The organism is Solimonas fluminis, assembly GCF_002930645.1.
Classification (GTDB): Bacteria; Pseudomonadota; Gammaproteobacteria; order Nevskiales; family Nevskiaceae; genus Solimonas_A; species Solimonas_A fluminis.
In genome coordinates, this window is the sequence record NZ_PSNW01000001.1 from 177386 (window position 1) to 203688 (window position 26303).

The following is a 26303-nucleotide window of genomic DNA, read 5'->3' on the forward strand; positions in this document are numbered from 1 at the left end:
AATGGGTGAAGAAACCATCGGCAATGATTTCAAGTTCCAGCTCGGCAATGGTGCGTCGCCCGAGCTGTTCGAGGATTTCTGCGCCGTGATCGACGTGGGCGAGCTGGGCGAGGAAAGCCCGCTGGTGCGCCTGACCTCGCTGTGCGACGACGTGGAGCGCTACCGCGCCGGCCTGGCCGACGGCCTGGAGATTCCCCTGCAGGCGAACTTCGCCCAGGGCGACGAGCAGATCCGCGTACTCTACGAGGCCTTCAAGGCCAAGACGGAGCTGAACTTCCGCCTGGTCACCAAAGCCTCGCCGATGGATTCGTTCGCCTTCACATCGATCGTCCGCGGCTGGCGCATCTCGCCGCCGGTGGGCGACCGCACGACGGTGACCTTCACGCTGAAGATCGTCAGCGAAGTAGTGTGGGACGAGGCTGCCTGATGGATGTCGCTGCCCTGATGGCCCGCGCTGCCGCGGTGCCGACCGTGGAGGCCGAGGTTGACGGCATCAAGGTGACGCTTCGTGCGCCGTCGGCCGCCGCCAACTCGGCCTATGCCTTGGCATGGCGTGCCGGCCAGCGAGACGAGGCGCTGGCCGGCCTGCTTCGCCACTGCGTGGTGGACAGCAGTGGCCAGCCCTGCCTGACTGATGAGCAGGCGCTGATGCTGGCGAAGGCTGACGATGCCCTGACCCAGCCGCTGGTCCGCAAGATCAACGAGTTCTCGGAGCGGCAAAAAAAGCCTCACGCCCCAGGAACTGATGCTGTGCCGGATCAGCCTGCTCCTGGGGCGCCCGCCGTCTGAGGTTGAAGCACTCCCCGTAACGGACCTGACCCTTCTCACGGCCTACTGGGCTGACGAGCCCTGGGGGCCGTGGCGGGACAACGTGCACGCGGCAATCGTCGCCGCCGCTGTCGTCAACTCCAGTAACCCGCCTCCCCAGAGGCCGGTGAATTACACCCGCTTCATGCTCCGCCCGCGCAAGGCCGGCCAGGCCGAGAACCGCGGCTCCTTGCTCTCTGCGTTGCGCCTGATGGCGCGTAGGAAACCCCGTGACTGATCTCGCCAAACTCGTGGTCCGGCTGGAGGCCGAGACCGCGAAGTATCAGGCTGAGCTGGACAAGGCCAAGCGAAAGCTGAGCGGCTTCGAAACGGACGTCAATGCGTCCGCCAAGAAGATCGGCTCGGCCATCGGCGTTGGCCTGGCTGCCGGCGCTGTTGGTTTTGCTGCCATGGTCCGTGGTGCCCTCGACACCGCTGACGCCATGGACGAGCTGTCGCAGAAGACTGGCGCTTCGGTGGAGGCGCTGTCGGCTCTGGACTATGCGGCGCGCTTTGAGGGTGTGGAGGGCATGGGGCAGGCGCTGACCAAGCTGGCCCGATCCATCGAAGCGGCGCAGAGTCCGACCAGCGAGCAGGCGGAGTACTTCAGGGCGCTTGGCGTTGCGACGAAGACGGCGGAAGGGAATCTCCGCTCTGTTGACGACGTGCTGCTAGACGTAGCCGAAGGCATCTCCAAGTTCGGCGATGGCACGGAGAAGACGAACGCCGCGGTGGCGCTGTTTGGCAAGACCGGCGCAGATCTGATCCCTTTCCTCAATCGTGGTCGAGATGGCATCCGCGAGCTGACCGAGGAAGCGCGGGGCCTCGGCCTGGTGCTGGATGGGCCAACAGCTGCCGCCGCCGCCCAGTTCAACGACAACCTCAACCGGGCGCAGGGTGTCGTGCAAGGCCTTGCCACGCGTTCGGCTGCGAATCTCGCGCCCAGCCTGGCGCTGATCACGGATCGAATGGCTGCTGCCGTGAGGGACAGCGGGTCGCTAAACGCTGCCTTCAAGGCGCTGGAAATCACGATGAAGACGGTGATTGCCGGCGGCGCTGTGCTGGGCCAGACCTTTGACTTCCTGGGTAAGTCACTTGGCGCCAGTGCTGCTGCATTGGTTGCTGCGGCTGGTGGTGACTGGGATGAGGCCAGGAAGATTCTGATCGAGGCTGGCAAGGATATTCGCCAGGATACGGCTGACACTGGGAAGTTCATCAACGATCTGTACTTCGGCGCCGCCGAAGCTCTCAATGCAACGGCCACTGCGGCAGACAATGCTTCCCAGAAAACCTTCAAGCTTGCTCGGAGCTCCAATGATGCTGCTAAGGCGGCACGCGCGGCGGCGCAGGCTCAGAAGGAATTCAATTCTGAGCTGGAGAAATACAACCAGAACTTGATCAGGGAAGAGGACGACTCGCTTGATCCAGTGAGAAAGCGCGCTCAGCTACTCGAATCCATCATGACGCCGCTGGAGAAGTATCAGAAGGCCATGCGCGAGCTGGATGAGTCTGGGCTGCGGGAAATGGACCCTTCTAAGTATCAGCAACTCAAGCGCTCGTACGAAGATCAGTATGACGCCGCGATGCGCGGCATCGAGAAGGTAGGCGAACTGCGGGATGTATTCGCTGGCTCTGTGCTCGACATGGAGGCCATGGCCAAGCGCGGCGCTGAGAACATCCAGGACTCGCTGGCTGATTTCTTCCTCAACCCTTTCGAAAAAGGACTAAAGGGCCTCGCGCAAGGCTTCACCTCCATGCTCCAGCGCATGGCCGCAGAGGCCGCAGCTTCCGAGGTCATGAAGGGCTTTCTGAACCTGGGCATGTCGGCGCTTCAGGGGTCCAGCTTCGGCCTGCCAGGCCTGGACCAACCGATCAGTGGTGCGCTTGCCGGAGGTGGCCCAGCCCATGCCGGTAATGCCTACCTCGTTGGCGAAGAGGGCCCGGAGCTCTTCGTCCCGAATTCCAGCGGTACGGTAGTGCCCAACGGCAAATCCATGGGCGCGCCGCCCGTGGTGCAGAACTTCTACATCAATGGCCAGGGAGGCGCCGGCCGCCAGACGGCTGATCAGGTTGGGGCGGCTGCCTACAGTGGCGCGCTGCGCGCCTGGCGGAGGAACGGATGAGCTTCCTGGAAGCGCCGGCATTCCCGGCTTGTCCCTCGTTCGGCTACAGCTTCAGCCCGGGATACTCCGTGCGCATCGTGCAGATGGAGTCTGGCCGCGAGTTGCGCAACCGGAATTGGGCGCGCCCTTTGATCCGAGTGAGCTGCACTGTGGGCCCGCGCGAGGAGGAGGAGATTTACTCGCTCCTGGGCTTCTGGCATGCGGTGGGTGGCACGGAATGCGGTTTCCGCTTCCGCAACCCGGCTGACTGCCTCAGCTGTGCCATTGGCCAAACGCCGGCTGCCACCGACCAGCCGCTGGTTTCCACGGGTGACAGCCCGGCAGCCTACCAGCTGACGAAGCGCTACACGCGCGGGGCGCGCTCCCAGGACATCGATATCGTCAAGCCGGTCCCTGGCGCGGTGATCGTCGCCAATCAGCTGGGTGAGCTGCAGCCCCCGACCGCCTACACCCTGGACACCACGACCGGCATCCTCGTGCCCAATGGTGGCTTCGTGGGTGTTCCTGCGACTTGGGGCGGGGAATTTGACCTGCCGATGCGCTTTGACTCGGAGTTCCCGATCGAGATCATCGATCAGCGCATCCAGTCCGTGACCTTCACCCTGGTGGAGCTGCGCAACCCATGAGGCAGATCTCGCTGGCTGACCTCAACAGCCTGAAGCAAGGCGTCACGACCTGGGCCATTGGCTGGCAGCTGATCAACACGCAGGGCCAGTACTTCCGCTCCACTGACCATGACCGTGCGATCCAGGTTGCGCGCACCATCAATGGCATTGTGCTGGACGGGGAATACCCGCCGTTCTCTTCGATCCAGAGCAGCGAGCTGCAACTCTCGTCGGACATGGCCGTCAACAACCTGGACCTTGACATCCTGCTTCAGCAGAACGGCATCACCGCAGCCGATATCCGCGCTGGCCTCTTTGACAACGTGGCGTGCACACTTTTTTTGGTGAACTGGGCCAACCCGACTGACAGCGGGATCATCCTGCAGCACGGCATGGTCGGCGACTTCAAGACCTTCGTAAATGGCCTGGCGAAGGGGGAACTGCGCGGTCAGGCCCAGAAGCTCGCGCAACAGGTCTTGCAGGCTGTTTCCCTGACCTGCCGTGTACGCCACCTGGGTCAGGCGCCCTGCTCGGTGGACGTGGCCTCCCTGACGGTTACCGGCGTGGTGGATACGGTCATCAACCGTCGCGTGCTCGAGACGACCCTGGATCTCGGTGCAACGCCCTCGGCCCCAGGCCACTTCGTCGGCGGCCTGCTGACCTTCACCAGCGGCGCCAACGCCGGCTTCGCACGCGAGGTGAAGCTGGACAGCTCCGGCGATCCCGCTGTCCTGGGCCGCATCGAGCTCTTCGAGCCTTTTCCGTTCACCGCGGCTCCCGGCGACACCTTCAGCCTGGAGCCCGGCTGCGATCGCACCTGGGAGACCTGCCGCGACCGCTTCGGCGCGCAGCTGGACTTCGACGGCGAGCCCGACGTGCCCGGCCCGACCGAGATGCTGCGGGGTGTCGATTGAACGGCGCAGACGTGGTCCTGGCCGCCCGCCGCTGGGTGGGCACCCCCTACCTGCACCAGGCGCGCCTGCAGGGCGTGGGCGTGGACTGCATCGGTCTGGTGCTGGGCGTCGGCGCCGAGGTCGGCGCCTGGCCGGCGAGCTTCAACTACACCGGCTATGGCCGGTTGCCGCACAATAATAACCTCCTGCAGGAGGCCCAGCGCCACTTCCTGCAGATCCCGATCGAGGACGTTCAGCCCGGCTGCATCCTGATGATGCGCTGGTTCACTGAGCCGCGGCACGTCGCCGTTTTTGCCGGCGAAACCTTGATCCACGCCGCCAACAACTTCCGGCGCGTCGTTGAACACCGTTACGACGAGAAGAGCCGAAAACGCACCCTGTACGCGTTCCGCTTTCCTGGGGTGAGCTATGTCTAACATCGGACAGGTGGCCGTTACCCTGGCCGGCGCCTACGTGGGCGGCATGGTCGGAATGCCAGGCCTGGGCGCATCGCTGGGCAACCTGGTGGGCCAGGCGCTCTTCCCGACGAAGCTGCCTACGAATGTGGGCCCGCAGATCGCCGACCAGCAGGTCACGACCTCTGCCATCGGTGCTGCCTGGCCTTGGGTGTTCGGGCAGGACGCAGTGGCCGGAAATCTCCTGTGGAAGGATAAGGTCGTCAACCATCCTCACACGACCGAAGCCGGCGGCAAGGGTGGCCCGACCCAGAAGAGCATCTACTACACCGCCACGGTCAGCTACGCCGTGGGCCTCTGCTACTGCTACGACGCCCCGATCGCGGGCATCACCCGAATATGGCGCAACGAGAAGCTGGTTTACGACGTTCGCCCGCAGCAGCCCGCCGAGACGGATGAGGCCTATGCGGAGCGCGTCGCCGCCAGCGAAGGCTATGCCGAAGGCTTCACGCTGTACCTCGGCACCTCCGATCAGATGCCTGATCCCACGATAGAGGCTGTCAAGGGCATTGGCAATACGCCGGCCTACCGCAACCGAGCCTACATCGTTCACACGGATGCGGATGTCACTGATACGGGCGGCCGAATCCCGAACATGCGCTACGAGTTGGTCGCCGGGGGTACCGATGCCACGGCGACGGTTATCCAGCGTGCGTCGGCGGTGATGTATCCATGGCTGTCTACTGGAATCGACCCACGCCGCTGCGAAAATGATCATGAGTACCGCTACTTTGGCGAAGCCTGGAGCGATAGTGAGGGCACAACTGAGTGGCATTCGAGCTTGGCAGAAGCACTGGACGACGCCACGGCTGAGACCGAAGCCAATTGTTCCGGCGCGCAGCTGATTGGCTGGTCCATTGACGCCGTCAATATCAATTGGTCAGGCGCGTTGCGCCCATATGCCGGCAGCGCCCCCGCCGAGCAGGAAGTCCTATACCTGCACCTTCAGACTGTGCCGCTCGAAGACATCAACTTGGGCTACCACCCAGCCCTCGAGAATGTAGAACCAGGCAGCGGTTCAACCTGTGCTGCAGTTCAAGCTGCTGGAGCCCAGCTCAATGATGGAAATCGACTCTGGTGGTCCGGTCGATACACCGATGAGAGTCCGGATGCGCAAAATGGCCTAGGGGTCTATTTCCGCGCAGACAACAATGTTTCGACCGCCCCCATTTATCCTCGAGAGCGAAACTCCAACAACTGCATTTTCGAGCCCTCGGGTGGGCAGTTGCATATCGTTCCGGACCTGATTATCGGCATCCGAAGGAAGCCTCGAGCTCCGGCGCCGCCCTGTACGCCGCGCTGCAGCGATCCTTACCCGCTGCTGCCCGAGAATCCAAACTATTGCGCCATCGGCGGCCGGGTCGAGCACATGGTTGGCTACTCGGAGGCAAGTGGTAGCTTCAAGGCTTTGGCCAACTACCGTGTATCCAGCAGAATCGTCACCGACTATCCCCTTGGACCAATCATCGTTGCCGGGTCTCCGGGGGATAATCAGGCAGCATGGGAGTCCGCCTATGCGGCGGCTCAAGCGGCGAACGCCAGGATTCGCCCCGGTCTGGTCTATGGCGTCGATTACCCCGTAGTACCTACCAAGGCCTACGTCCGCAGCTACCAGCAGTATGCCCTGGAGCCGTACCCGCCAACCGTAGGTAGCATCGTACGCGCCATCTGCGAGGAGGTGCGCATCCCTTCCAACCGCATTGACGTCAGCGATCTCACGGATACCCTGCCCGGATATAGCCTGTCCACGCTGATGACGGCGCGCCAGGGCATTGAGCCCCTCCAGGCCTATCAGTTTTTCGACTGCGTCGAGTCCGATGCCCTGCTGAAGTTCCCGGCGCGCGGCCAGCCCATCGTGCTGACGCTGAGCGAGGACGAGCTGGGCGCCCGTTTCGCCGGCGAAACCGCGCCTCCGCTGGTCGCCACGCAGATCCAGCAGGCCGTTGAGCTGCCGCGGTTCGTTCGGGTCCATTACAAGATGGGTGCCAAGGACTACCAGCCCGGCATGCGGCAGTCGCCGCCCCGCATGACCACGGATTCCGTCAACGCCAAGGACGTGCAGCTGGCAATCAATATGACGGATGAGAAGGCAGCCCAGATCGCCCAGGTCATTCACCAGGACGACTGGTGGGGTCGTGAAACCTACGAGACCCATGTTTCTCCGGCGCTCCTACAGGTGGAGTGCGCCGATTGCGTAGGCCTGCCTGTGGAGGGTCAGATCGAGAGGGCGCGTATCGTCGGGGTGAGCTTCGCGCCTCCATTCAGCCCGCTGAAGTGGTCACTGCGGCGGGATGACGACGGCGTATATGTAAGCTACGCCAAAGGCACTGCCGCGCCGCCCTCTGACGACCGCGTGGGCGTCTCGGGGCCGACCCGGCTGCTGATCATCGACGGTCCCGCCCTGGACAGCAGCGCCAACGATGCCGGCGTCTACGTGGCGGTTTGGGGGGAATTTAGCCGCTGGGCGGGCGCGCAGGTCATGAGCTCGATTGACGGCGGGGCCAGCTACAAGGAAAGGGTCACGATCCTCACGCCTGCAACCGTGGGTCGTGTCGTAGGCGTGCTAGATGCCGGACCGACCGTAAACGTCTGGGACTACGCGTCAGTGCTGGTTGTGGACATGGATCAGGGTGTTCTCTCGACTTCGACGCAAGAGGCCGTCCTCAATGGCGCGAACCCTTGCTTTGTCGGCGCCGATGGGCGCTGGGAGGCGCTGCAGTACGTCAACGCGACCCTGTTGGGCGAATTCGACGGGAAAAAGCGCTTCCAGGTGACCACGATGCTGCGCGGCCGCCGCGGGACGGAATGGACGCAGCCGCTGCACGAGGTTGGTGATTGGGTCGTATTGGTGGGCCCGGGTATGGCGCGGGTGGCCGGGGAGGAAGCCGATATCGGGCGGGCAGCGCAGTGGAAGGCTGTCACGCTGGACATGATGGAGGAGGCGGCTGCCGCACAGGGCTTCATCGGACACGGCGTTGCGCTCATGCCTTACAGCGTTTCGCAGCTGGCAGGTCGCCGCCTAGCCAACGACGACATCGAGATCACCTGGCTGCGCCGTTCGCGCCTTGGCGTGGAGTGGCGCGACTACGTTGACGTGCCCCTCAATGAGTCGTCGGAGTTGTACTTGGTGGAGATCCTGAGCCCCCAAGGAAGCACGTTGCGGACGCTCAATGTCGCCGTTCCTGCGTTTGTTTACAGCGCCGCAGCCCAGTCGGAAGACTTTGGGGGCCCTGTGACCAGTCTGCAGGTCCGAGTCCGGCAAATCTCTGAAATTGTCGGGCCTGGCTATCCAGCCTTGGCGGCTCTGGAACTCCCCCTGGTCGCATAACCCATCAGACATCTGCCAGCGCCGATCGGCTCTGGCAATCAAGCGAGAAACGATATGCCAACTGTTACTGGAGCCCAAATCCCGGTCATCGACGCGAGCCAGGGGAACAAAGAACTTACCCACAACGAGGCGATGGTGCAGATCGGAACATTCTTCTCGGGCGTCCTATCTGCGAGTGTGACCGACCCTCCGTCAGAGCCGGTCAATGGCAATGCGTACTTGGTCCCTGATGACGCGACCGGCGTGTGGACGGGGATGGATCAGAAGATCGCGCTCTATTTCTTCGGATACCGCTTCATCGATCCATTTCCCGGGGTGTTGATTTATGTTGCCGATCTGGGACAGTGGTGGACCTACAACGGGTCAAGCTGGGGTGCGTACAACCCTGGTGCGGGTGTCATTGGCCCCGGATCTTCGGTATCAGGCAATATCCCGGCGTTCAATGGGACGGGCGGCGACAGTCTCCAGGACAGCGGGAAAGCCTTCTCGACCGACGGTACCCTCTCCAGCGATTCGGACGACAAGATTCCGACCGAGAAAGCCGTCAAAACCTACGTCGATGCCCTTGTCGCCGCGCAGGATTCGATGGTATTCAAGGGCGCCATCGACTGCAGCGCCAACCCCAACTACCCCGCAGCCGATGCGGGCCACGTCTACAAGGTCAGCGTCGCCGGCAAGATCGGCGGCGCCAGCGGCCCGAACGTGCAGGCGGGCGACACCCTCTACTGCATCACCGACAGTAGCGCCTCGGGCGACCATGCCACCGTCGGCGCGAATTGGGTCATCGTGCAGGTCAACATCGACGGCGCCGTCATTGGTCCAGCGAGCTCAACCGATGGCGGCCTGGCCCTTTTCGACGGCACGACTGGCAAGCTCGTCAAGGGCGACGGCCTCACGGTCAGCAACGACGACTTCCTGCAGCGCAAGGCCGGCGCCTGGGCGAACCGCACGCCTGCGCAGGTCGCGGCCGATCTGCAGGCTCTGATACAGGCCCCGCGCATCCAGGCTGTGACCTCGTCCGCCACCGTGACGCCGACCTTCTCGGATGACATGGTGAAGATCACCGCCCAGGCCGCGGCGCTGGCTCTCGCGAACCCGACCGGGACGGCCGTCCCAGGCGCTGGCTTGGTCATCCGCATCAAGGACAACGGCACGGCGCGCGCGATCAGCTACGACACGCAATACCGGGCAATCGGCGTGACACTTCCGACGACGACGGTCATCAACAAGACGCTTTACCTGGGCTGTATCTGGAATGCCGACGACACGAAGCTCGACGTCGTCGCCGTGGCGCAGGAGGCATAAGCGATGCTGCCGGCCAAGATCATGCGTATGCGCAATCCATCCGCAAGTAGCGGCGGGGACCCTCATTGGGCGAATGTGGTCGCGTTGCTACATTTCGACGGAGCCGACGCCTCCACCAGCATTGTCGATGAAGCGGGCGGTTCATGGTCCGCTGTCGGCAACGCCCAGCTCGACACGGCACAAGCCAAGTTCGGCGCATCTTCATTGCTGCTCGATGGATCAGGCGACCGCGCGATCGGCACCGCGGGCAACAACTTCCTGCTCGACGGCGACTTCACCATCGAGGGCTGGTGCCGCTACAACAGCGCGGCCTCAAACAACAACCGTCGCTTCTTCGACCTCAAGCCCACCGGCACCGGCAACTCGCTATTTATCTATCGCAGCAGCCTGTCACAAGTCACCGTCAACGTCGGCGGCACGACTGCTGGCGGGTCTATGTCAAATGACGTATTCGTTCATCTGGCGGTGGCCAGGGTGGGATCATCGGTGCGCTTCTTCATTGACGGCACGCAGGCAGGATCGACGATCACCAATTCCGCCACTTTAGGCAATAACACCGTGGCGCCTGTGATTGGCTCCGATCTTGCCGGCCGTGACTGGAACGGCTGGATCGACGAGGTCCGCATCACCAAGGGCGTCGGCCGCTACACGTCCAGCTTCACTCCTCCGACGGCGGCATTCCCCAACTCCTAGCCAGCGGTCACTCGTAGCAAGTGACCATGTGCAAGCGGCATTCAGAGTTTTCGCAGTTGGGTACTTTCATCGCCCCGCAAGGGGCCTTCTTGTTTCTGGAGGAACCATGATCAGCCTTCCCGACTTCTGGATGGGCCGCGACAAGATACATCCGAAGGACCTGTCGCAGGAGATCCGCGACAACGCCGCGCTGACGGTGGCCAAGGTCAACAACCTGCTGGCGATCGCGAAGATCGATGCCAAGGTCTCCAGCGGCTGGCGGCCGCCGGCGATCAATGCGGGCGTGAAGGGAGCGGCGAAGAAGTCCAGGCACATGACCGGGCAGGCAGTGGATCTCGCGGACCCGAAGGGCGACCTCGATCGCTGGTGCCTGGACAACCTTGCGGAGCTGGAGCGCATCGGCCTCTGGCTGGAGCATCCGGACGCCACTCCCACGTGGTGTCACCTGCAGACCGTGCCGCCGGGCTCCGGCCGCCGCGTCTTCCGCCCGTAGGAGATCCATGGACAAGAACATCGGATTGCTGGAGTGGCTGATGAGCGGGGCGCTGGGCTCTTTCATCGCGGCCGCCTTTTTTCGGGAGAAGGGCCCGATCGAGATGGCGCTTGCGGTGGCCTGCGGCATGACCTGCGCCTACTTCATCGGGCCCTATGCAGCCGAGGTGCTGAATCTCTCCAGCGCGGGCCAGTCGGCCCTGGGCTTCGTCACGGGCCTTACGGGGATGTTTCTAGTCGGGGGGCTTATCAACGCGGCCCGGGTGTTCCAGCGCGATCCCTGGAGCATCTGGGACCGCCTGCGCGGGCGTGGAGGCCCTACCCAGCCATGAGCTTCGCTATCCATTCGCCGATCGTTGGCGCCGCCTTCGTGATGGCCTGCTTCAGCAACGTCGCCTGCGTCCTGTGGCTGCTGAACTCCCGCTACCGAAAGGCAGCCCTGACCTACCGGATGGGCACCATGCTCCTCGCTGCCGGCGTGATGCTGGCGGGCCTGGGCGTGCTGCTGCTGCCGACACGGCCGATCTTCCCCAGTGACCTGGTGATCCAGTTCGGCCTGGCGCTGATGTTCGGTCTGCTGGCCCGGGACCAGCGCCGCCGCCGCGGCCAGCCGGAACGGAGGCAGCATGGACGCTAACTCTCTGCGGCTCATTCTGGTGGCGGCCGCGCTGGCTTTCAGCGCCTGGTTCGGCTGGTGGATGCGGGGTGATCTTGCCCCGCGCCCGGAAGTCACAGCAGCGGCCCCTGCGGTGCGCCAGGAGGACGGCAGCCTGGTGGCCGCCCGTGAACCCCATGCCAAGCCACCGCCGGCGCCGCACGCGCTTCCCATGGGCTCGCGCGAGGAGCGCCGGATCTCGGCGACGGTTTCGCCGGCGAAACCGGACTGCCCTCCGGTGCGCCTGGACCTGTCCCTGGTCCGGGACGATGCCGGCGGCCGCCGCATGGTGGCCAGCTCGCCGGACGGCGAGGTGATCCAGGCGCTGGACATGCCGATCGAGGCGGCCTTCCTACCGCCGCCGGCGCGGCCGTGGGCGGCCGGCGTCAGCTGGGCGCCGCGGGAGGAGCTGGGCGGGGTTTGGATCGAGCGGGATCTCGGCCGGCTCAGGGTCGGCGCCGACATCGAGGAGGCCGGTGGCGGCGAGCTGCAGGCTCGGGTGCGCGTTGGATGGAGGTTCTGAGCATGGCCGCGATCAGTAAGGTGCTTCGCAAGGCCGAGGGTGGCCGATTGCTGTTCCTGTGTCCTGGCTGCGATACGCTGCACTATATCCAGCACGGCCCCGGGCCCGGTCCCCGCTGGGACTACAACGGCAATGCGGATCGACCTACCTTCAGGCCCAGCGTGCTCGTGAGCTGGGACCAGTGGGAACCGCCGGCGACGTCCCCGGAGATCGCGGAGAGAATCCGTCGGGGCGAGATCCAGCAGGTGAAGGTGCAGAAGGTCTGCCACTCGTTCGTGACAGACGTGCGCATCCAGTTCCTGGGGGACTGCACCCATGCCCTGGCCGGACAGACCGTGGACCTGCCGGACGTGGACGGCTGAAGCTGACGCCGATTAAAGCCGGCGCGATGCGGTGCCATCACGGGTTCCTGCACCACGGCCAGCTGGTCGAGTGCTGAGGGATTTTAGGAAGATATTAGGAAGCAGAAACGAAGAAGCCGCCCGAAGGCGGCTAAGTCGTTGTTTAGATGGCTCCGCGACTTGGACTCGAACCAAGGACCCAGTGATTAACAGTCACTTGCTCTACCGACTGAGCTATCGCGGAACAGCGGGGTGCGCATTGTAGTGAGGCGGGATCGCGGTTGCAATACCGCCTCGGCTTCAAAGACTTACGGGTTGCTTTTTGACCGGCGGTCAAGGGGTTGCCGTCCACCCTTCGGCAAGCTCAGGGCGAACGGCAACCTCGACGGCCCGCGTCAGGCGGCGGCCACGAGCGCCTTCATGCGCTCGACGCTGCCCTTCAGCACCTTGTCGGAGGTGGCGAAGGACAGGCGCAGGTGGCCGGCGGCGCCGAAGGCAGAACCCGGCACCACGGCGACCAGGGCCTTTTCCAGCATCAGGTTGGACAGTTCCAGGTCGGTCTTGCAGCCGAGCTTGGCCATCAGGCCCTCCACGTTGGGGAAGGCGTAGAAGGTGCCGTCGCCCGGCAGGCAGCGCACGCCCGGAACCGAGTTCAGGTGGGCCACCAGGGCGTCGTGGCGGGCCTTGAAGGCCTTGACCATCTCCGTCACGCAGCCCTGGTCGCCCGACAGCGCGACTTCCGCCGCCACCTGGGCGATGGAATTCGGGTTGGAGGTGGACTGGCTCTGGATGTCGGCCATGGCGGTGATCAGCTTGGCCGGGCCGCAGGCCCAGCCGATGCGCCAGCCGGTCATCGAGTAGGTCTTGGACACGGCGTGGATGACCACGGTACGGTCATACAGGTCCGGGCAGACGTTGATGATGTTGGCGTAGGGCTCGGCGGTCCACAGGATCTTCTCGTACATGTCGTCCGTGGCAATGACGATCTGCGGATGCTTGCGCAGCACCTCGCCCAGCGCCAGCAGTTCGGCGCGGCTGTAGGCCATGCCCGAGGGGTTGGACGGCGAGTTCAGCCAGATCATGCGGGTGCGCGGCGAGATCGCCCGCTCCAGCTGCTCGGGCGTGATCTTGAAGCGCTGCTCGGCGGTGGTCTCGATGAACACCGGGGTGGCGTCGGCCAGCAGCACCATGTCCGGATAGGACACCCAGTACGGCGCCGGCACGATCACCTCGTCCGTGGCATTGAGCAGGGCCTGGCAGAGGTTGTAGCAGGACTGCTTGCCGCCGTTGGAGACCAGGATCTGGTTGGGCTTGTAGTCCAGGTCGTTGTCGCGCTTCATCTTGTCGATGATGGCCTTCTTCAGGCTCGGGGTACCGCCGACCGGGGTGTACTTGGTGAAGCCCTTCCTGATCGCCTCGTGCGCGGCGTCCTTGATGTGCTGGGGGGTGTCGAAATCCGGTTCGCCGGCACCCAGCGACAGCACGTCCTTGCCCTGCGCCTTCAGCTCGGCGGCCTTGGCAGTGACGGCCAGGGTCGGCGAGGGCTTGATGCGGCTGTTGCGGAGGGCGAGAGTCAGTTCCACGGTCATTCCTCTGTGGGGGTCGAAAAAGCGCGCGGCATGATACCGGACGGGGGCGGCGGCGCCTACCTGCCCCAGACCGGGGAGAACCGTCCCCGGCCAGCCGGAAGCATTGAACCCCGGGAGCCCGCCCCCAGATTATGCTAGCTCCCCCCGCCTGCCCCGCACCGCCTCCCATGAAAGAAGGCTCCCGCGAAACCCTCTCCGAAGTCAAAAGCGCCCGCCTGGCCCGGCGCGCCGACGACCGCTTCCACCTGAAGGCCGACTGGAAGCCCTCGGGCGACCAGCCCACGGCCATCGCGCAGCTGGCGGAAGGCCTGCAGGACGGCCTGGCCCACCAGACCCTGCTGGGCGTCACCGGCTCCGGCAAGACCTTCACCATCGCCAACGTCATCCAGAAGCTGCAGCGCCCGGCGATGATCCTGGCGCCCAACAAGACGCTGGCGGCGCAGCTCTACGGCGAGTTCCGCGAGTTCTTCCCCGAGAACTCGGTGGAGTACTTCGTCAGCTACTACGACTACTACCAGCCGGAAGCCTACATCGCCAGCACCGACACCTTCATCGAGAAGGACTCGTCGATCAACGAGCACATCGAGCAGATGCGCCTGTCCGCCACCAAGGCGCTGATGACCCGCAAGGACTCGATCATCGTGGCCTCGGTGTCGGCGATCTACGGCCTGGGCGACCCCGAGAGCTATTTCTCAATGACGCTGCACCTGATCAAGGGCGAGCGCCTGCCGCAGCGCGAACTGATCCGGCAGCTGACCAACATGCAGTACACACGCAACGAGATGGCGCTGGAGCGCGGCACCTACCGCGTTCGCGGCGACGTCATCGACATCCACCCCGCCGAAGAGAGCGAGGCGGCGGTGCGCGTGGAGTTGTTCGACGACGAGATCGAGACCATCTCCCTGTTCGACCCGCTGACCGGCGAAGTCCGCGCCAAGGTGCCGCGCATCACGGTGTTCCCCAAGACTCACTACGTGACGCCGCGCGAGAAGATCCTGGCCATGATGGACGAGATCCGCGCCGAGCTGGACGCGCGCATGAAGGTCTTCCGGCAGGCCAACAAACTGATCGAGCTGCAGCGCATCGAGCAGCGCACCAACTTCGACCTGGAGATGATCCAGGAGATCGGCTACTGCAACGGCATCGAGAACTACTCGCGCTACCTCTCGGGCCGCCGCCCGGGCGAGCCGCCGCCCTGCCTGTTCGACTACCTGCCCCCCGACGCCATCGTGGTGATCGACGAGTCGCACGTCACCGTCCCGCAGCTCGGCGCCATGTACAAGGGCGACCGTTCGCGCAAGGAAACCCTGGTGGAGTACGGCTTCCGCCTGCCCTCGGCGCTGGACAATCGCCCGCTGCGCTTCGACGAATTCGAGCGGCTGGCGCCGCAGACCATCTATGTCTCCGCCACGCCCGGCTCCTACGAGCTGGAGAAGTCCGGCGACGCCATCGCCGAGCAGGTGGTGCGGCCCACCGGCCTGGTGGACCCGCCCACCGAGGTCCGCCCGGCCTCCACCCAGGTGGACGACCTGCTGGGCGAGATCCGCCTGCGCACCGAGCGCAACGAACGCGTCCTGGTCACGGTGCTGACCAAGCGCATGGCCGAGGACCTGACCGAGTACCTGCACGACAACGGCGTGAAGGTGCGCTACATGCACTCCGACGTCGACACCGTGGAACGCGCCGAGATCATCCGCGACCTGCGCCTGGGCAGCTTCGACGTGCTGGTGGGCATCAACCTGCTGCGCGAGGGCCTGGACCTGCCGGAGGTCTCGCTGGTGGCGATCCTGGATGCCGACAAGGAAGGCTTCCTGCGTTCCGAGCGCTCGCTGATCCAGACCATCGGCCGCGCGGCGCGCAACCTCAACGGCAAGGCCCTGCTCTATGCCGACCGCATCACCGACTCCATGCGCCGCGCCATGGACGAGACCAATCGCCGCCGCGACAAGCAGGTGGCCTACAACAAGGAACATGGCATCACGCCCAAGGGCGTGCAGAAGCGCATCGCCGACGTGATGCGCTACGGCTACGAGGACCTGGTGCCGACGCTGAAGGCCGCCGAGGCCCGTGCCAGGTATGAAGTCATTCCGCCGGAACAGCTGGCCAAGCGCATCGCCAAGCTGGAGAAGGACATGAAGCAGCACGCCATGAACCTGGAGTTCGAGGCGGCCGCCAAGCTGCGCGACGAGATCCGCAAGCTGCGCGAACAGGCGCTGATGAACCCGAACTGAGACTTTTTTGGCAGAGCTGCCTCGCCGCGCGCTAGCCGGCGCACTCAGGCGTCCCTCATGATGGAAAGCGGATCGCGGGGCGATCCGTTTTCTCATCCAGACGAGGGAGCTGACATGTTCAAGGGAATGGTTCTGGCCGGCGCACTGGCGCTGGGCCTGGGCAGCAACGCCGCTTTCGCCCAGCAGCCGGCCGAGGCCGATCCCGTCTCCGCCGCCTTCACCGCCGCCATGCCGGCCATGAAGCACGGCCCGGCCAGGATCGCCCTGCGCGACCAGGCCACCCTGGACCTGCCGGAAGGTTTCGTCTTCATCCCGCAGAGGGAAGCCGGCGTGATCCTGGATTCCATGGGCAACAGCGTGGACGACCAGTTGGTCGGCATGATCGTCGCGCCCGAGTCCGGCGGCTTCTCGGTGATCGACTACATCCCCTCGGGCTACATCGAGGACGAGGAAGCCAAGGACTGGAAGGTCGACGAGATGCTGGACGGCATCAAGGAAGGCACCGAGCAGCAGAATGAGGTCCGCAAGGAGCGCGGCCTGCCGGAGATGGAGATCGTGGACTGGGTGGAGAAACCCCGGTACGACGCCGCCAGCCACCGCCTGGTCTGGTCACTCTCCAGCCGCCATCGGGGTGCCGCGCCGGGCGAGGACCAGGGCATCAACTACAACACCTACGCCCTGGGCCGCGAGGGCTACATCAACCTCAACCTCGTCACCTCGATGGCGGACATCGAGAAGGAAAAGCCGGCTGCCCAGAAGCTGCTCGCCGGCATCCAGTACAACGACGGCAAGCGCTACAGCGACTTCAATCCCTCCACCGACAAGGTGGCGGAATACGGCATTGCCGCGCTGGTCGGCGGCGTGGCGGCCAAGAAGCTGGGCCTGCTGGCCATGATCGGCGTATTCCTGGCCAAGGCCTGGAAGCTGGTGCTGATCGGCGTGGTGGCGCTGGGGGCGTTCTTCAGGAAGCTGACCGGCCGCGGCGACCAGGCCTGAGCCGGCATGTCCCGGTCCAGCCTGCCGCCGCGGATCATCGTCTACGACGGCGCCTGCCGCTTCTGCAGCGCGTGGGTGCGGTTCCTGCTGCGCCGCGATCCGCGGGGCCTGTTCCGCTTCGCCCCCATGCAGGGGGCCTACGGCAGCCGCCTGCTGGTCGCCCAGGGGCAGGATCCGGCCGACCCGGCCACCTTCCTCTATCTGGAGAACAGCCGCCCCTACACCGACTCGGTGGCGGTGATCCGCGTGCTGGGGCAACTGGGCGGCGCCTGGCCGCTGGTCTGGCTCCTGTGGCTGATCCCGGCCTTCCTGCGGGACCCGGCCTACCGGCTGGTGGCGCGCAACCGTTATCGCTGGTTCGGCCGCAAGGACCGCTGCGAACTGCCGGAGCCCGGCATGGCGGAACGCTTCATTGATTGAAAAAGCAGCAGAAAGTTGCTGAACAGGGCCAAACCGGGTATCTTTCGCGCCCTTCGTAAGACCCATAGGCGCGTAGCTCAGCTGGTTAGAGCACTACCTTGACATGGTAGGGGTCGTTGGTTCGAGTCCAATCGCGCCTACCAACTCCGTTGGTAGAAAGCCCCCGAGACGATCGGGGGCTTTTTCGTTGGGCTAACTTCCCCGGACTCTCACCAACGCCCCTGCGGGCCGTGGTTGCCCGGCCCATCCATGGGCCCCACCCCTCGCTTGCGCTCGGGCTGCCCTGCGGGCGCGCCATTCCGCTCCTGCGGAATCGTCGAGTCCAGTCGCGCCTACCAACTTACGCATCAGGACCAGGCCGAGGCACGCAAGGCGGAGATCAAGGCGAAGAAGCAGCGCATGTGCAACGGCAGCGATGCTGCATCCGGCGAAGCGGACTCCTCGCAATAGATTTCCGGTCCGGCAAGCGCGGCAGACCCATGCTGCGTCAGGGCCTCCGCCGGTGCCGCAGCGTCATGGCCAGCGCCCGTTCCCTGTGCGCCGGGAACGGCCAGGGTGCCGCAAGCGCCGAACGCGGGGTCGGCCTGGGAGAAGGCTTCGGCGACGGCCTACCGGCTGCTTCGGCAAAGCCGGCGTCCGGGCCGGCGGGGGCCGGATCGTGGCCGGGCCGGATCGGCATGACCCGCGGCGAGGCAGGAGCAGGGTCCGTAACCGGCAGGCCCTGGATGGCCCGCCCGGCGGCCGGGGCGCGTCCGCCTGGCGCCCTTCCCTCCAGTTCTTCCAAGACGGCCTGCAGACCCTCCTCGGAATCCATGGCCTGATCCAGACGGCATTCCCAAGGCCCTGTACCCGGGACAGCGTCGCAGAGCCACTCGGCCGCAGCCTCGTCGCTGCCCAGAACCATCACGGCCCGCTGGAAGGCCTGCTTGCGCCGCGCTTCCTGCTCGGCGGCAAAGGATTGGTGTAGTCCGTACATGTTCCACCCGCCGGTCTCCGCCGGCGCGCCAGATGAGCGCGACTCGCCGCGCCCCTTGTCGATCCTCCCCCACGGCAGCCGCCTGGAGTTGGATATTTTCCTGGGGATGGGATCGCGGCCGTTCAAGAGGGGCCCCTGCGACCGGGAACGGCGCCTGCGGCCTCCCCGGCACATCATCTGCCGTAGAGGCCCATGAGGAATCCTTGCCGGCCGGAGCCGGGCTCTTGCATTAGTCGCTCGCCCGGGACCGCGCTCTGTCCCTTTCAATACTTGACTTAAGTCAAATTCAAGCATTGAATGGCGCATCAGATAACGCAGCGACACGTCGAGGAGACACCGTGAATTCTGCGAAGCGGGCGCATGGCGCCCTGGTGCTGGCAACCCTGCTGGTGGCGGCCTGCGGCGACTACAGCGGCCGCAGCGAGGGCGTTTCCGGTGACGGCAGCGGCAGTTCCCCGCGCAGCATGGGGGAACTGTTCGCCAGCCAGGTGCAGCCGCGCCTGGATTTCTGCCGCAGCTGCCATGTCGACGGCGGCCCCGGCGACGTGGAGAACGGGCAGGACTTCATGCTCCATCCCACCGACAAGTCCCAGGACATGGCCCTGCTCCGGCTGAGCTGGGAGCGCCTGGGCAGGAACAATCCCACCTCGCGCATCCTGCTGATGGCCTCGGGCCAGGAGACTCCGCACAGCGGCGGCGCGCCCTGGCCGGCGGGCAGCGATGCCTACAAGGCGATGGACGTGCTGCTCAAGTGCTTCGAGAACGAGAGTACCTGCACCGGGCTGCTCGGCGGTATCGGCGGCGGCGCGGTGGAGGAACGGCCGCTGCTGGGCAGCCGCCATGGCGGGCACCTGTGGTTCGACTTCTGCCAGGACCAGGGCGACGATGCGGTGCTGCCGCCCGATCCCCGCTCGCGGGTCGTCCCGGGCGCCAGCGACGGCAAGGCCGTGCACTTCAACGCCTACTGGGCGGACTGCCATGCCGATCCTGAGCTCGTCGGCGAACAGGCACAGCCCAAGACCTGCGGCGACCTGCGCGCGAGTTGGGCGATCGGCGACCGGCTGATGCGCGGCAACGGCGGCGAAGGCTCCGGCACCTTCTTCGCCGGAGACAAGCAGGAGGGGCAGTTCCTGCAGATGTCGATCGACGCCTACAACCGCCTGTGGCGCTTCTGGGGCCTGAACGAGCGGCCGGCGGACTTCGACTACCTGGTCGCGGAGCGCTACGGCATGCCGCTGGCGCCCTATCCCAATCCCTATCCGCTGCCGGACGAAGACCCCAACGATCCGCTCAAGCCCGGCGGCAGCGGCCAGTTGCCGGCCTTCATGACGCAGTTGCGCGGCCCCAATGGCGAGTGGACCGGCCGGGTCGGCTTCACCTGCCATGCCTGCCACAGCGGCGCGGCCGGCCTGCCCGAGGAGGGCGGCGGCTTCCACTATGGCCTGGGCAACAACCTGCAGGACATTGCGTTGATGTCGCGCGAGGTGGGCGAAAGCGGATTGTCGCCGGGCGTGATCTTCGCGCTGTTCGGCACCAGCCGCGGCACCAACAACGCCAGCGACGTGAACGTTTTCTTCCTGGCCAACCAGAACACCGGCCTGCGCCTGGACCAGTACACGCTGGGCATGCTGCTGTCGGGCTCCACCGCCTCGGGCGATACGCCGTCCTGGTGGAACATGGGCTCGCGCCCGCTGAAGTTCCAGGACGGCTACTTCGCCGGCGATTCCAGCCGCGTGGACCTGATCTTCTACACGCCGATCGACGGCGTGCTCGGCGGCCAGTCCGGCGAGGACTGGGTGCGCGCGCACGCGCAGCACGCCGACAAGTGGATCCTTTCGCTGAAGTCCCCCGAGTACCCGCTGCCGGTGGACACGGCGCTGGCCGAACGCGGCGCCATCCTGTTCCACAGCAAGGATCTCTGGGGGGCGGGCCTGGACAACCCCGCGCCGCGGCCGGAAGGTGGCAACGGCTCCTGCGCCAGCTGCCATGGCGCCTACTCGCCGCGCTACGTGCACGACGCCAGCTATCTGGCGGATCCGTCCATGGAAGGCGTCGCCAGCAACATCGCGGCGCACGAGGTGATCCGCACCGACCGCCGCCGCGCCGACACCAACAACGAGGCGGTGAACCAGTACGGCTCCACCAGCTTCCTCGGCTACCCCGAAACGATCGGCACCGAGCACGACTGCGGCCCGCGCAACCGCGAGGAGATCCGCGGCGACCGCCCGCTGGGCTACCTCGCGCCGCCGCTGTACGGCGTCTGGGCCTCGGCACCCTATCTGCACAACGGCTCGGTACCGGACGCCTGGACGCTGCTCAAGCCCGACGAACGGCCGAAGATCTGGCGCCGAGTCTCCACCCCGGCTCCGGAAGGCATGGAGGGCAAGGTGGTGATGGGCTACGACGTCAGCATGGCGCGCGCCTATGACCCGAAGAAGCTGGGCTGGAAGTACGATGCCCTGGCCTGCGGCATGGGCACCCTGCCCTTCATCGACTGCAACCCGGGCAGCGACAGCACGCCTCTGGTGCAGCGCGTGCTGCACGCGCTCTACGGCAATGTGCTGCTGGCCTGGAACCTGGGGCAGCTGCCGATCTTCCTGCAGGTGTCCCAGCAGCAGGCCGAGGACCGCAAGATCTACAACACACACCTCTACAGCCAGGGCAACCAGGGTCATGACTTCGCCGCCGTGCTCACCGACACCGAGCGCGAGGCGATCATCGAATACCTGAAGACCCTGTAGCCGGCACCGGGGTAAGCTTCCGGCCATCCGCTGCCGGAAGCTCCCGATGAAGCGGCCCTTCTCCCGCCTGCGCTCCGGCCTCGGCCGCCGGGGCTGGGGGCTGCTCCTGGACCGTGCCTATCCGCTGCTCGATGCCACGGGCGCGTAGGACGGCGAACGGCCCCGAGGGACAGCTCAGTTCTTCAACCGATACCCGGTCTTGAAGATCCAGCCCACCACCAGCAGGCACAGGCCGAAGAAGCCCAGCGTCGCCAGCAGGCTGATCCCGATGCCCACGTCCGACTCGCCGTAGAAGCTCCAGCGGAAGCCGGAGATCAGGTAGACGATGGGATTGAACAGGCTGAAGCTGCGCCAGGCCGGCGGCAGCATGTCGATGCTGTAGAAAGCTCCGCCGAGGAAGGTCAGCGGCGTCACGATCAGCATCGGGATCACCTGCAGCTGTTCGAAACCCTTGGCCCAGATGCCGATGATGAAGCCAAACAGGCTGAAAGTGACGGCCGTCAGCACCAGGAAGGCCAGCATCCAGAACGGATGCAGGATCTGCACCGGCACGAAGAAGTTGGCCGTCAGCAGGATCACCGAGCCGATCATCACCGACTTGGTCGCCGCGGCGCCCACGTAGGCCAGCACGATCTCCGCCGGCGACACCGGCGCGGACAGCAGCTCGTAGATGGTCCCGGTGAACTTCGGGAAATGGATGCCGAAGGAGGCGTTGAAGATGCTCTCGGTGAACAGCGACAGCATGATCAGGCCCGGCACGATGAAGGCGCCGTAGGGCACGCCGTTGACCTCGCTCATGCGCGAGCCGATGGCGGCACCGAACACGATGAAGTACAGCGAGGTGGTGATGACCGGGGTCATCAGGCTCTGCCACAGGGTGCGGCGGAACCGCGCCAGCTCGAAATGGTAGATGGCCCAGACGCCGTGGCGGTTGAACCTCATGACGCGCTCTCCGCACGGGTGCTGACCAGGCTGACGAAGATGTCCTCCAGCGAGCTCTGCTCCGTGTTCAGGTCCTTGAAGCCGATGCCCAGCTCGCCCATGCGACGCAGCAACTCGGGAATGCCGGACTTCTCCTCGTGGGCGTCGAAGCTGTACTCCAGCACGTGGCCGCCGTCCTTCAGGCTCAGCTTCCATTCCGACAGGCCGGCCGGAACTTCCTGCATCGGCTCCTGCAGCTGCAGCGTCAGCTGCTTGCGGCCGAGCTTGCGCATCAGGGTGGCCTTGTCCTCCACCAGGATCAGTTCGCCCTTGCGGATGACGCCGATGCGGTCGGCCATCTCCTCCGCCTCATCGATGTAATGCGTCGTGAGGATCACGGTGACGCCCTTGTCGCGCAGGCGGCGCACCAGCGCCCACATGTCGCGGCGCAGTTCCACGTCCACGCCCGCGGTGGGCTCGTCCAGGAACAGGATGGTGGGCTCGTGCGACAGGGCCTTGGCGATCATCACGCGGCGCTTCATGCCGCCGGACAAGGTCATGATCTTGTCGTGGCGCTTGTCCCATAACGACAGGTCGCGCAGTACCTGCTCCACCAGCGCCGGGTTCGGAGCGCGGCCGAACAGCCCGCGGCTCAGCGTCACCGTGGCCCAGACCGTCTCGAAGGTATCGGTGGTCAGTTCCTGCGGCACCAGGCCGATCTTCATGCGCGCATCGCGGTAGTCGCGGACGATGTCGTGGCCATCGGCCACCACCGTGCCGGAACTGGCCGTGACGATGCCGCAGACGATGCTGATCAGCGTGGTCTTGCCGGCGCCGTTGGGACCCAGCAGGGCGAAGATCTCGCCCTTGCGGATTTCCAGGTCGACTTGCTTGAGTGCCTGCAGGCCCGACGCGTAGGTCTTGGTCAGGCCGGATATCGAGAGGATCGCGGACATGGGCGCGACCTTAGCAAAGCCGCATGGCGGGGGCCATCTCGGGCTTGTAAGCAAATGTAAACCGCCCGGACCTGCGGGCGAACGGCCGCTCGGTCCCCCGGCCTACTTCAGGTCTGCCTTGCCGTTGTTCTTCGAGTCCAGCGGCTCGGTCCAGACCCGCGTCACGCGTCCGCGGATCAGTTCCACCCACAGCGTCTGCGCCGGCCGGCCCTGGCCGATGAACATCCATTGTTCGCCGATCGGCAGGCCTTCCGTGGGATTGAGCGGCACCACCCGATCCGGGTACTTGCCCGCCGCGGCACGCACCTGCGCCTCGGCGTCGCCCAGCTTCACCGTGCCGCCGTTCCAGGGCACGGGCTTGTCGGTCACCAGCGGCGCGGCGGACAGGCCCGCCATCCAGGCCAGCGCCAGCCCCGCGATCCATCGCCTGTTCATCAGAGCACTCCTCCGGCCGATCCGGGCCGCCGGAGGAGGATCATACAGCGCGCCTCAGGCCGCGGCGCGCGCGGCCGCCGGCGAGGAGTTCAGGTAGGCCAGGGCCTGTTCGGTGGAACCTTCCTTGACGGGGTCGTACCAGGGGCTGAAGAACGGCAGCTGCTTGAGGAAGATCAGCCAGAACGGGTTGGGCAACTGTCCGGTCCTGCTGACGCGATACCATTCGCGCCAGATCCAGGGCTTCCACAGCGCCGGCTTCTTGCCGGCAAAGCGTGCATCCTGGCCCATCAGGTGCGCGGCGCCGTCCACCCACAGCGCGAAGACCATCGGGGTGGCGATACAGGCCAGGTAGTAGCGCGAAGGATAGCTGCCGCCCAGGTGCTGGTAGAGGTCGAAGGCGACGCTGCGGTGCTCCACTTCCTCGGCGCCGTGCCAGCGGATCAAGTCCAGCAGCACCGGGTCGGCGCCCGCCGCGTCCCAATGCTGGTTCTCCAGGGCGTACTTGCCCAGCACGCAGGTCATGTGCTCCACCGCGGCGATGATGCCCAGGCGGAACACCAGCCATTCCTTCTGCAGGAACTTCGGCAGCTTGCGGCCGAAGGGTTCGTCGGCCAGGACCTGCTCGAACAGGAAGTCCATGATGCGGGTGTTGCGCTCGGTCTCGATGCCGCGCTTCTTCAGGTAGCCCTCGATGGCGCCGCCATGTGCACGCGCGTGCATCGCCTCCTGGCGCATGAACATCTGGATGTCGTCGCGCAGCTTGGCGTCGGTGACATGGGGCAGCGCCTTGTTGTAGAGGCGGCAGAACCAGAACTCGCCGGCCGGCAGGATCGTGTTGATCTCGTTGATGAAGTAGCTGGCGAAGGGATGCCCCGGGATCCAGTCGGTGGGGGTCTGCTCCCAGTCGAACTGGACCTTGCGCGGGATCAGGCGTCCCTGCGTGTTGGAAGCAGGCTTCGCGGGTTTTCCGGTCTCGCCTAGCTTGGCGGTGATTTCGGTTACGGCCATGGAAAAGCTCCTGTGGCGATCGGGTTCAGGGGGCGACGTCGAGGCGTGCCAGGCGGCGCGACAGCGCCGGGAAGAAGCGCGACAGCAGCCGCGAGCCATGGGCTTCCACTCCGACCGGCACCTCGGCACGCTTGTGCTCCACCGCGTCCAGGATCGCGCGGGCGATGGTCTGCGGCTTGAGGTTGCGCTTCTGGTACAGCTTGGTGGCGCTCTGCTGCCGGCGCGCCTCCTCTTCCGGCGAGGCGCCGACGAAGCGGGTGCTCTGCGTGATGTTGGTGATCGACAGGCCCGGGCAGATGGTGCTGACCTCGATCTTGCGGTCGGCCAGTTCGGCGCGGATGCAGTCGCTGAGCATCATCACCGCGGCCTTGCTGGTGTTGTAGGCCGACATGAAGCGCGAGGGCGTGAAGCCGCCCATGGAGGCCACGTTGACGATGTGCCCCTGCTTGCCGGCGGCGATCATCTGCTTGCCGAACAAGCGCGAGCCATGGATCACGCCCCAGAGGTTGACGCGCAGAACGCGCTCCCAGTCGGCATCGCTGGTGTCGAAGAAGGAGCCCGCCACCCCGATGCCGGCGTTGTTGACGACGATGTCCGGGGCGCCCAGCTCCTTCTCGACCCAGTCCGCCAGCGACTGCATGTCCTCGATGCTGCCGACGTCGGTCTTGCGCGCCCAGGCCTGGGCGCCCAGCAGGCGCGACAGCTCGGCGGTACGCTCGGCGGCTTCCAGGTTGATGTCCACGGCGATGATGTCCGCGCCGGCTTCCGCGAACAGCAGCGAGGTCTCGCGGCCGAAGCCGGAGCCGGCGCCGGTGATCACCACCAGCTTGCCGCTGTGGGCCTTGCCGCGGCGCTCCTCGCGCACGCGGGCACGCTTGAGCGCCGCAGACTCCACGCCGCGCTCGACGAAGTCCACGAACTCCGCGGCATGGGCCGCCACCAACTCGGGATGGCTGACCTGCAGCCAGTGGCCGGCGTCCACCTCGCGGCGCCAGAGGTTGGGCACCCACTGCGGCAGGTCGTCCCAGATCTCCTGCACCATGAACTTGTCGCCGCGCGGCACGATCAGCTGCACCGGAAGCTCGGTGCGGCGCTCCTGCGGATTGAGCAGGCGCTTCACGAAATTGGCGCGGTAGAGGTTGACGCCGTTGGCGCCGTCGCGGGTCTGCGTCGGATTCGGCTCGGCTTCGGCGATGCCTTCCACCTTCTCCAGCAGCGTCGGCCAGAGCTTGTCGAGGCCGCCCTTCCACAGCGCCGGCGCCAGCACCGGCAGCTGGAACATGCCGATGTACCAGCTGTGCGCCAGCTGGCGCCCGACCTGCGCGATCTTCTCCGGCGATCCGCTGCGCAGGCGGTTCATGATCCAGTAGCTGGCGTGGTCGATGCTCGGCCCCGAGATCGAGGTGTAGGACGCGATGCGGCCCTCCATGCGCTCGGTAGTCACCGCTTCCCAGCACTGGATCGAGCCCCAGTCGTGGCAGACCAGGTGCACCGGCTTGTCGGGGCTGACGTTGTCGACCACGGCGGCCAAGTCGGCCACCAGGTGGTCCAGGTCGTAGGCCGCCGTGTGATCCGGCGTGCTGGAGCGGCCGGCACCACGCACGTCGTAGGCCACCACGTAGTAGCGCTGCGACAGGATCTCCGCGGTGGCCTTCCAGACGCTGGCGGCGTCGGGATAGCCGTGCACCAGCACGATGGTGGGCTTCTTCTTGCCGGGCTTGCCCCATTCGTACACGGCGAGTTCGATGCCGCCCGACTGGACGATCTGGCTGGGTGTCATGACTTGCTC

The 26303-nt window shown here is 65.6% G+C and carries 25 protein-coding genes and 2 tRNA genes; 20 read left to right on the forward strand and 7 right to left on the reverse strand.

Annotated features, from left to right (window positions below; all coding sequences use genetic code 11):
* Position 1 precedes the first annotated feature (1 nt).
* From C3942_RS00850 to C3942_RS00920, 15 genes are all read left to right on the forward strand, one after another.
* Entirely contained in the window at positions 2-427 is a 426-nt protein-coding gene (locus C3942_RS00850) for a hypothetical protein (RefSeq protein ID WP_104228439.1), read from the forward strand.
* Positions 427-789 carry a hypothetical protein gene (locus C3942_RS00855; RefSeq protein ID WP_104228440.1) on the forward strand — a complete coding sequence of 121 codons (363 nt, stop codon included), beginning with the start codon at positions 427-429 and terminating at the stop codon, positions 787-789. Before C3942_RS00850 ends, C3942_RS00855 begins: the two co-directional genes overlap by 1 nt.
* Positions 746-1045, forward strand: a complete 300-nt coding sequence (locus C3942_RS23030) for a phage tail assembly protein T (protein WP_104228441.1) — start codon at positions 746-748, stop codon at positions 1043-1045. The genes C3942_RS00855 and C3942_RS23030 overlap by 44 nt, the downstream gene beginning before the upstream one ends.
* Positions 1038-2930, forward strand: a complete 1893-nt coding sequence (locus tag C3942_RS00865; protein WP_104228442.1) for a phage tail tape measure protein — start codon at positions 1038-1040, stop codon at positions 2928-2930. The genes C3942_RS23030 and C3942_RS00865 overlap by 8 nt, the downstream gene beginning before the upstream one ends.
* Entirely contained in the window at positions 2927-3556 is a 630-nt protein-coding gene (locus tag C3942_RS00870) for a DUF2460 domain-containing protein (protein WP_104228443.1), read from the forward strand. Before C3942_RS00865 ends, C3942_RS00870 begins: the two co-directional genes overlap by 4 nt.
* Positions 3553-4449, forward strand: a complete 897-nt coding sequence (locus C3942_RS00875; protein WP_104228444.1) for a phage/gene transfer agent baseplate hub protein — start codon at positions 3553-3555, stop codon at positions 4447-4449. The genes C3942_RS00870 and C3942_RS00875 overlap by 4 nt, the downstream gene beginning before the upstream one ends.
* Positions 4446-4865 (forward strand): C40 family peptidase, encoded by a 420-nt coding sequence (locus C3942_RS00880; RefSeq protein WP_133164205.1) that lies wholly within the window; start codon positions 4446-4448, stop codon positions 4863-4865. Before C3942_RS00875 ends, C3942_RS00880 begins: the two co-directional genes overlap by 4 nt.
* Positions 4858-8232 (forward strand): phage tail protein, encoded by a 3375-nt coding sequence (locus C3942_RS00885; RefSeq protein ID WP_104228446.1) that lies wholly within the window; start codon positions 4858-4860, stop codon positions 8230-8232. Before C3942_RS00880 ends, C3942_RS00885 begins: the two co-directional genes overlap by 8 nt.
* Positions 8233-8364: 132 nt before the next feature.
* Entirely contained in the window at positions 8365-9537 is a 1173-nt protein-coding gene (locus C3942_RS00890; protein ID WP_243393506.1) for a DUF2793 domain-containing protein, read from the forward strand.
* 3 nt (positions 9538-9540) lie between these two features.
* The gene (locus tag C3942_RS00895) at positions 9541-10230 is read left to right on the forward strand and encodes a LamG domain-containing protein (RefSeq protein ID WP_104228448.1); all 690 of its coding nucleotides are present in this window, start codon (positions 9541-9543) and stop codon (positions 10228-10230) included.
* A 106-nt stretch (positions 10231-10336) separates the two neighbouring features.
* Complete coding sequence (locus C3942_RS00900) at positions 10337-10723, forward strand: D-Ala-D-Ala carboxypeptidase family metallohydrolase (RefSeq protein ID WP_104228449.1); 387 nt, start codon at positions 10337-10339, stop codon at positions 10721-10723.
* A 7-nt stretch (positions 10724-10730) separates the two neighbouring features.
* On the forward strand, positions 10731-11054 hold the full coding sequence (locus C3942_RS00905) for a hypothetical protein (protein ID WP_104228450.1): 324 nt from the start codon (positions 10731-10733) through the stop codon (positions 11052-11054).
* A complete protein-coding gene (locus C3942_RS00910; RefSeq protein WP_104228451.1) occupies positions 11051-11359 on the forward strand; it encodes a hypothetical protein in 309 nt (102 codons plus the stop codon). The genes C3942_RS00905 and C3942_RS00910 overlap by 4 nt, the downstream gene beginning before the upstream one ends.
* The gene (locus tag C3942_RS00915) at positions 11349-11900 is read left to right on the forward strand and encodes a hypothetical protein (protein WP_104228452.1); all 552 of its coding nucleotides are present in this window, start codon (positions 11349-11351) and stop codon (positions 11898-11900) included. Before C3942_RS00910 ends, C3942_RS00915 begins: the two co-directional genes overlap by 11 nt.
* 2 nt (positions 11901-11902) lie before the next feature.
* A complete protein-coding gene (locus C3942_RS00920; RefSeq protein ID WP_104228453.1) occupies positions 11903-12262 on the forward strand; it encodes a ubiquitination-like system serine protease family protein in 360 nt (119 codons plus the stop codon).
* 147 nt (positions 12263-12409) lie between these two features.
* On the opposite strand, the gene C3942_RS00925 is transcribed toward C3942_RS00920, so the two are convergent.
* Both C3942_RS00925 and C3942_RS00930 read right to left on the reverse strand, forming a co-directional pair.
* Positions 12410-12485, reverse strand: a tRNA-Asn gene (locus tag C3942_RS00925).
* A 151-nt stretch (positions 12486-12636) separates the two neighbouring features.
* Entirely contained in the window at positions 12637-13824 is a 1188-nt protein-coding gene (locus C3942_RS00930) for a pyridoxal phosphate-dependent aminotransferase (RefSeq protein WP_104228454.1), read from the reverse strand.
* Between the two features lie 173 nt (positions 13825-13997).
* On the opposite strand from C3942_RS00930, the gene uvrB reads away from it, so the two are divergent.
* The 5 genes from uvrB to C3942_RS00960 all read left to right on the forward strand — a co-directional run bounded on the left by uvrB (position 13998) and on the right by C3942_RS00960 (position 21194).
* Positions 13998-16061: an excinuclease ABC subunit UvrB gene (gene uvrB / locus C3942_RS00935; protein WP_104228455.1), complete on the forward strand. Its 2064-nt coding sequence runs from the start codon at positions 13998-14000 to the stop codon at positions 16059-16061.
* Between the two features lie 114 nt (positions 16062-16175).
* The gene (locus C3942_RS00940) at positions 16176-17057 is read left to right on the forward strand and encodes a DUF2167 domain-containing protein (protein WP_104228456.1); all 882 of its coding nucleotides are present in this window, start codon (positions 16176-16178) and stop codon (positions 17055-17057) included.
* A 6-nt stretch (positions 17058-17063) separates the two neighbouring features.
* Complete coding sequence (locus C3942_RS00945) at positions 17064-17477, forward strand: thiol-disulfide oxidoreductase DCC family protein (RefSeq protein WP_104228457.1); 414 nt, start codon at positions 17064-17066, stop codon at positions 17475-17477.
* A 66-nt stretch (positions 17478-17543) separates the two neighbouring features.
* Positions 17544-17620, forward strand: a tRNA-Val gene (locus tag C3942_RS00950).
* A gap of 1171 nt (positions 17621-18791) precedes the next feature.
* Positions 18792-21194 (forward strand): c-type cytochrome, encoded by a 2403-nt coding sequence (locus tag C3942_RS00960; RefSeq protein ID WP_104228459.1) that lies wholly within the window; start codon positions 18792-18794, stop codon positions 21192-21194.
* Between the two features lie 174 nt (positions 21195-21368).
* Here C3942_RS00960 and C3942_RS00965 read toward each other — a convergent pair whose 3' ends face one another.
* The 5 genes from C3942_RS00965 to C3942_RS00985 all read right to left on the reverse strand — a co-directional run bounded on the left by C3942_RS00965 (position 21369) and on the right by C3942_RS00985 (position 26294).
* Entirely contained in the window at positions 21369-22136 is a 768-nt protein-coding gene (locus C3942_RS00965; protein WP_104228460.1) for an ABC transporter permease, read from the reverse strand.
* On the reverse strand, positions 22133-23071 hold the full coding sequence (locus C3942_RS00970; RefSeq protein WP_104228461.1) for an ABC transporter ATP-binding protein: 939 nt from the start codon (positions 23069-23071) through the stop codon (positions 22133-22135). The genes C3942_RS00965 and C3942_RS00970 overlap by 4 nt, the downstream gene beginning before the upstream one ends.
* A gap of 102 nt (positions 23072-23173) precedes the next feature.
* On the reverse strand, positions 23174-23506 hold the full coding sequence (locus C3942_RS00975; RefSeq protein ID WP_104228462.1) for a hypothetical protein: 333 nt from the start codon (positions 23504-23506) through the stop codon (positions 23174-23176).
* A gap of 54 nt (positions 23507-23560) precedes the next feature.
* Positions 23561-24514, reverse strand: a complete 954-nt coding sequence (locus C3942_RS00980) for a metal-dependent hydrolase (protein WP_104228463.1) — start codon at positions 24512-24514, stop codon at positions 23561-23563.
* 25 nt (positions 24515-24539) lie between these two features.
* A complete protein-coding gene (locus C3942_RS00985; RefSeq protein WP_104228464.1) occupies positions 24540-26294 on the reverse strand; it encodes an SDR family oxidoreductase in 1755 nt (584 codons plus the stop codon).
* Positions 26295-26303: the final 9 nt, after the last annotated feature.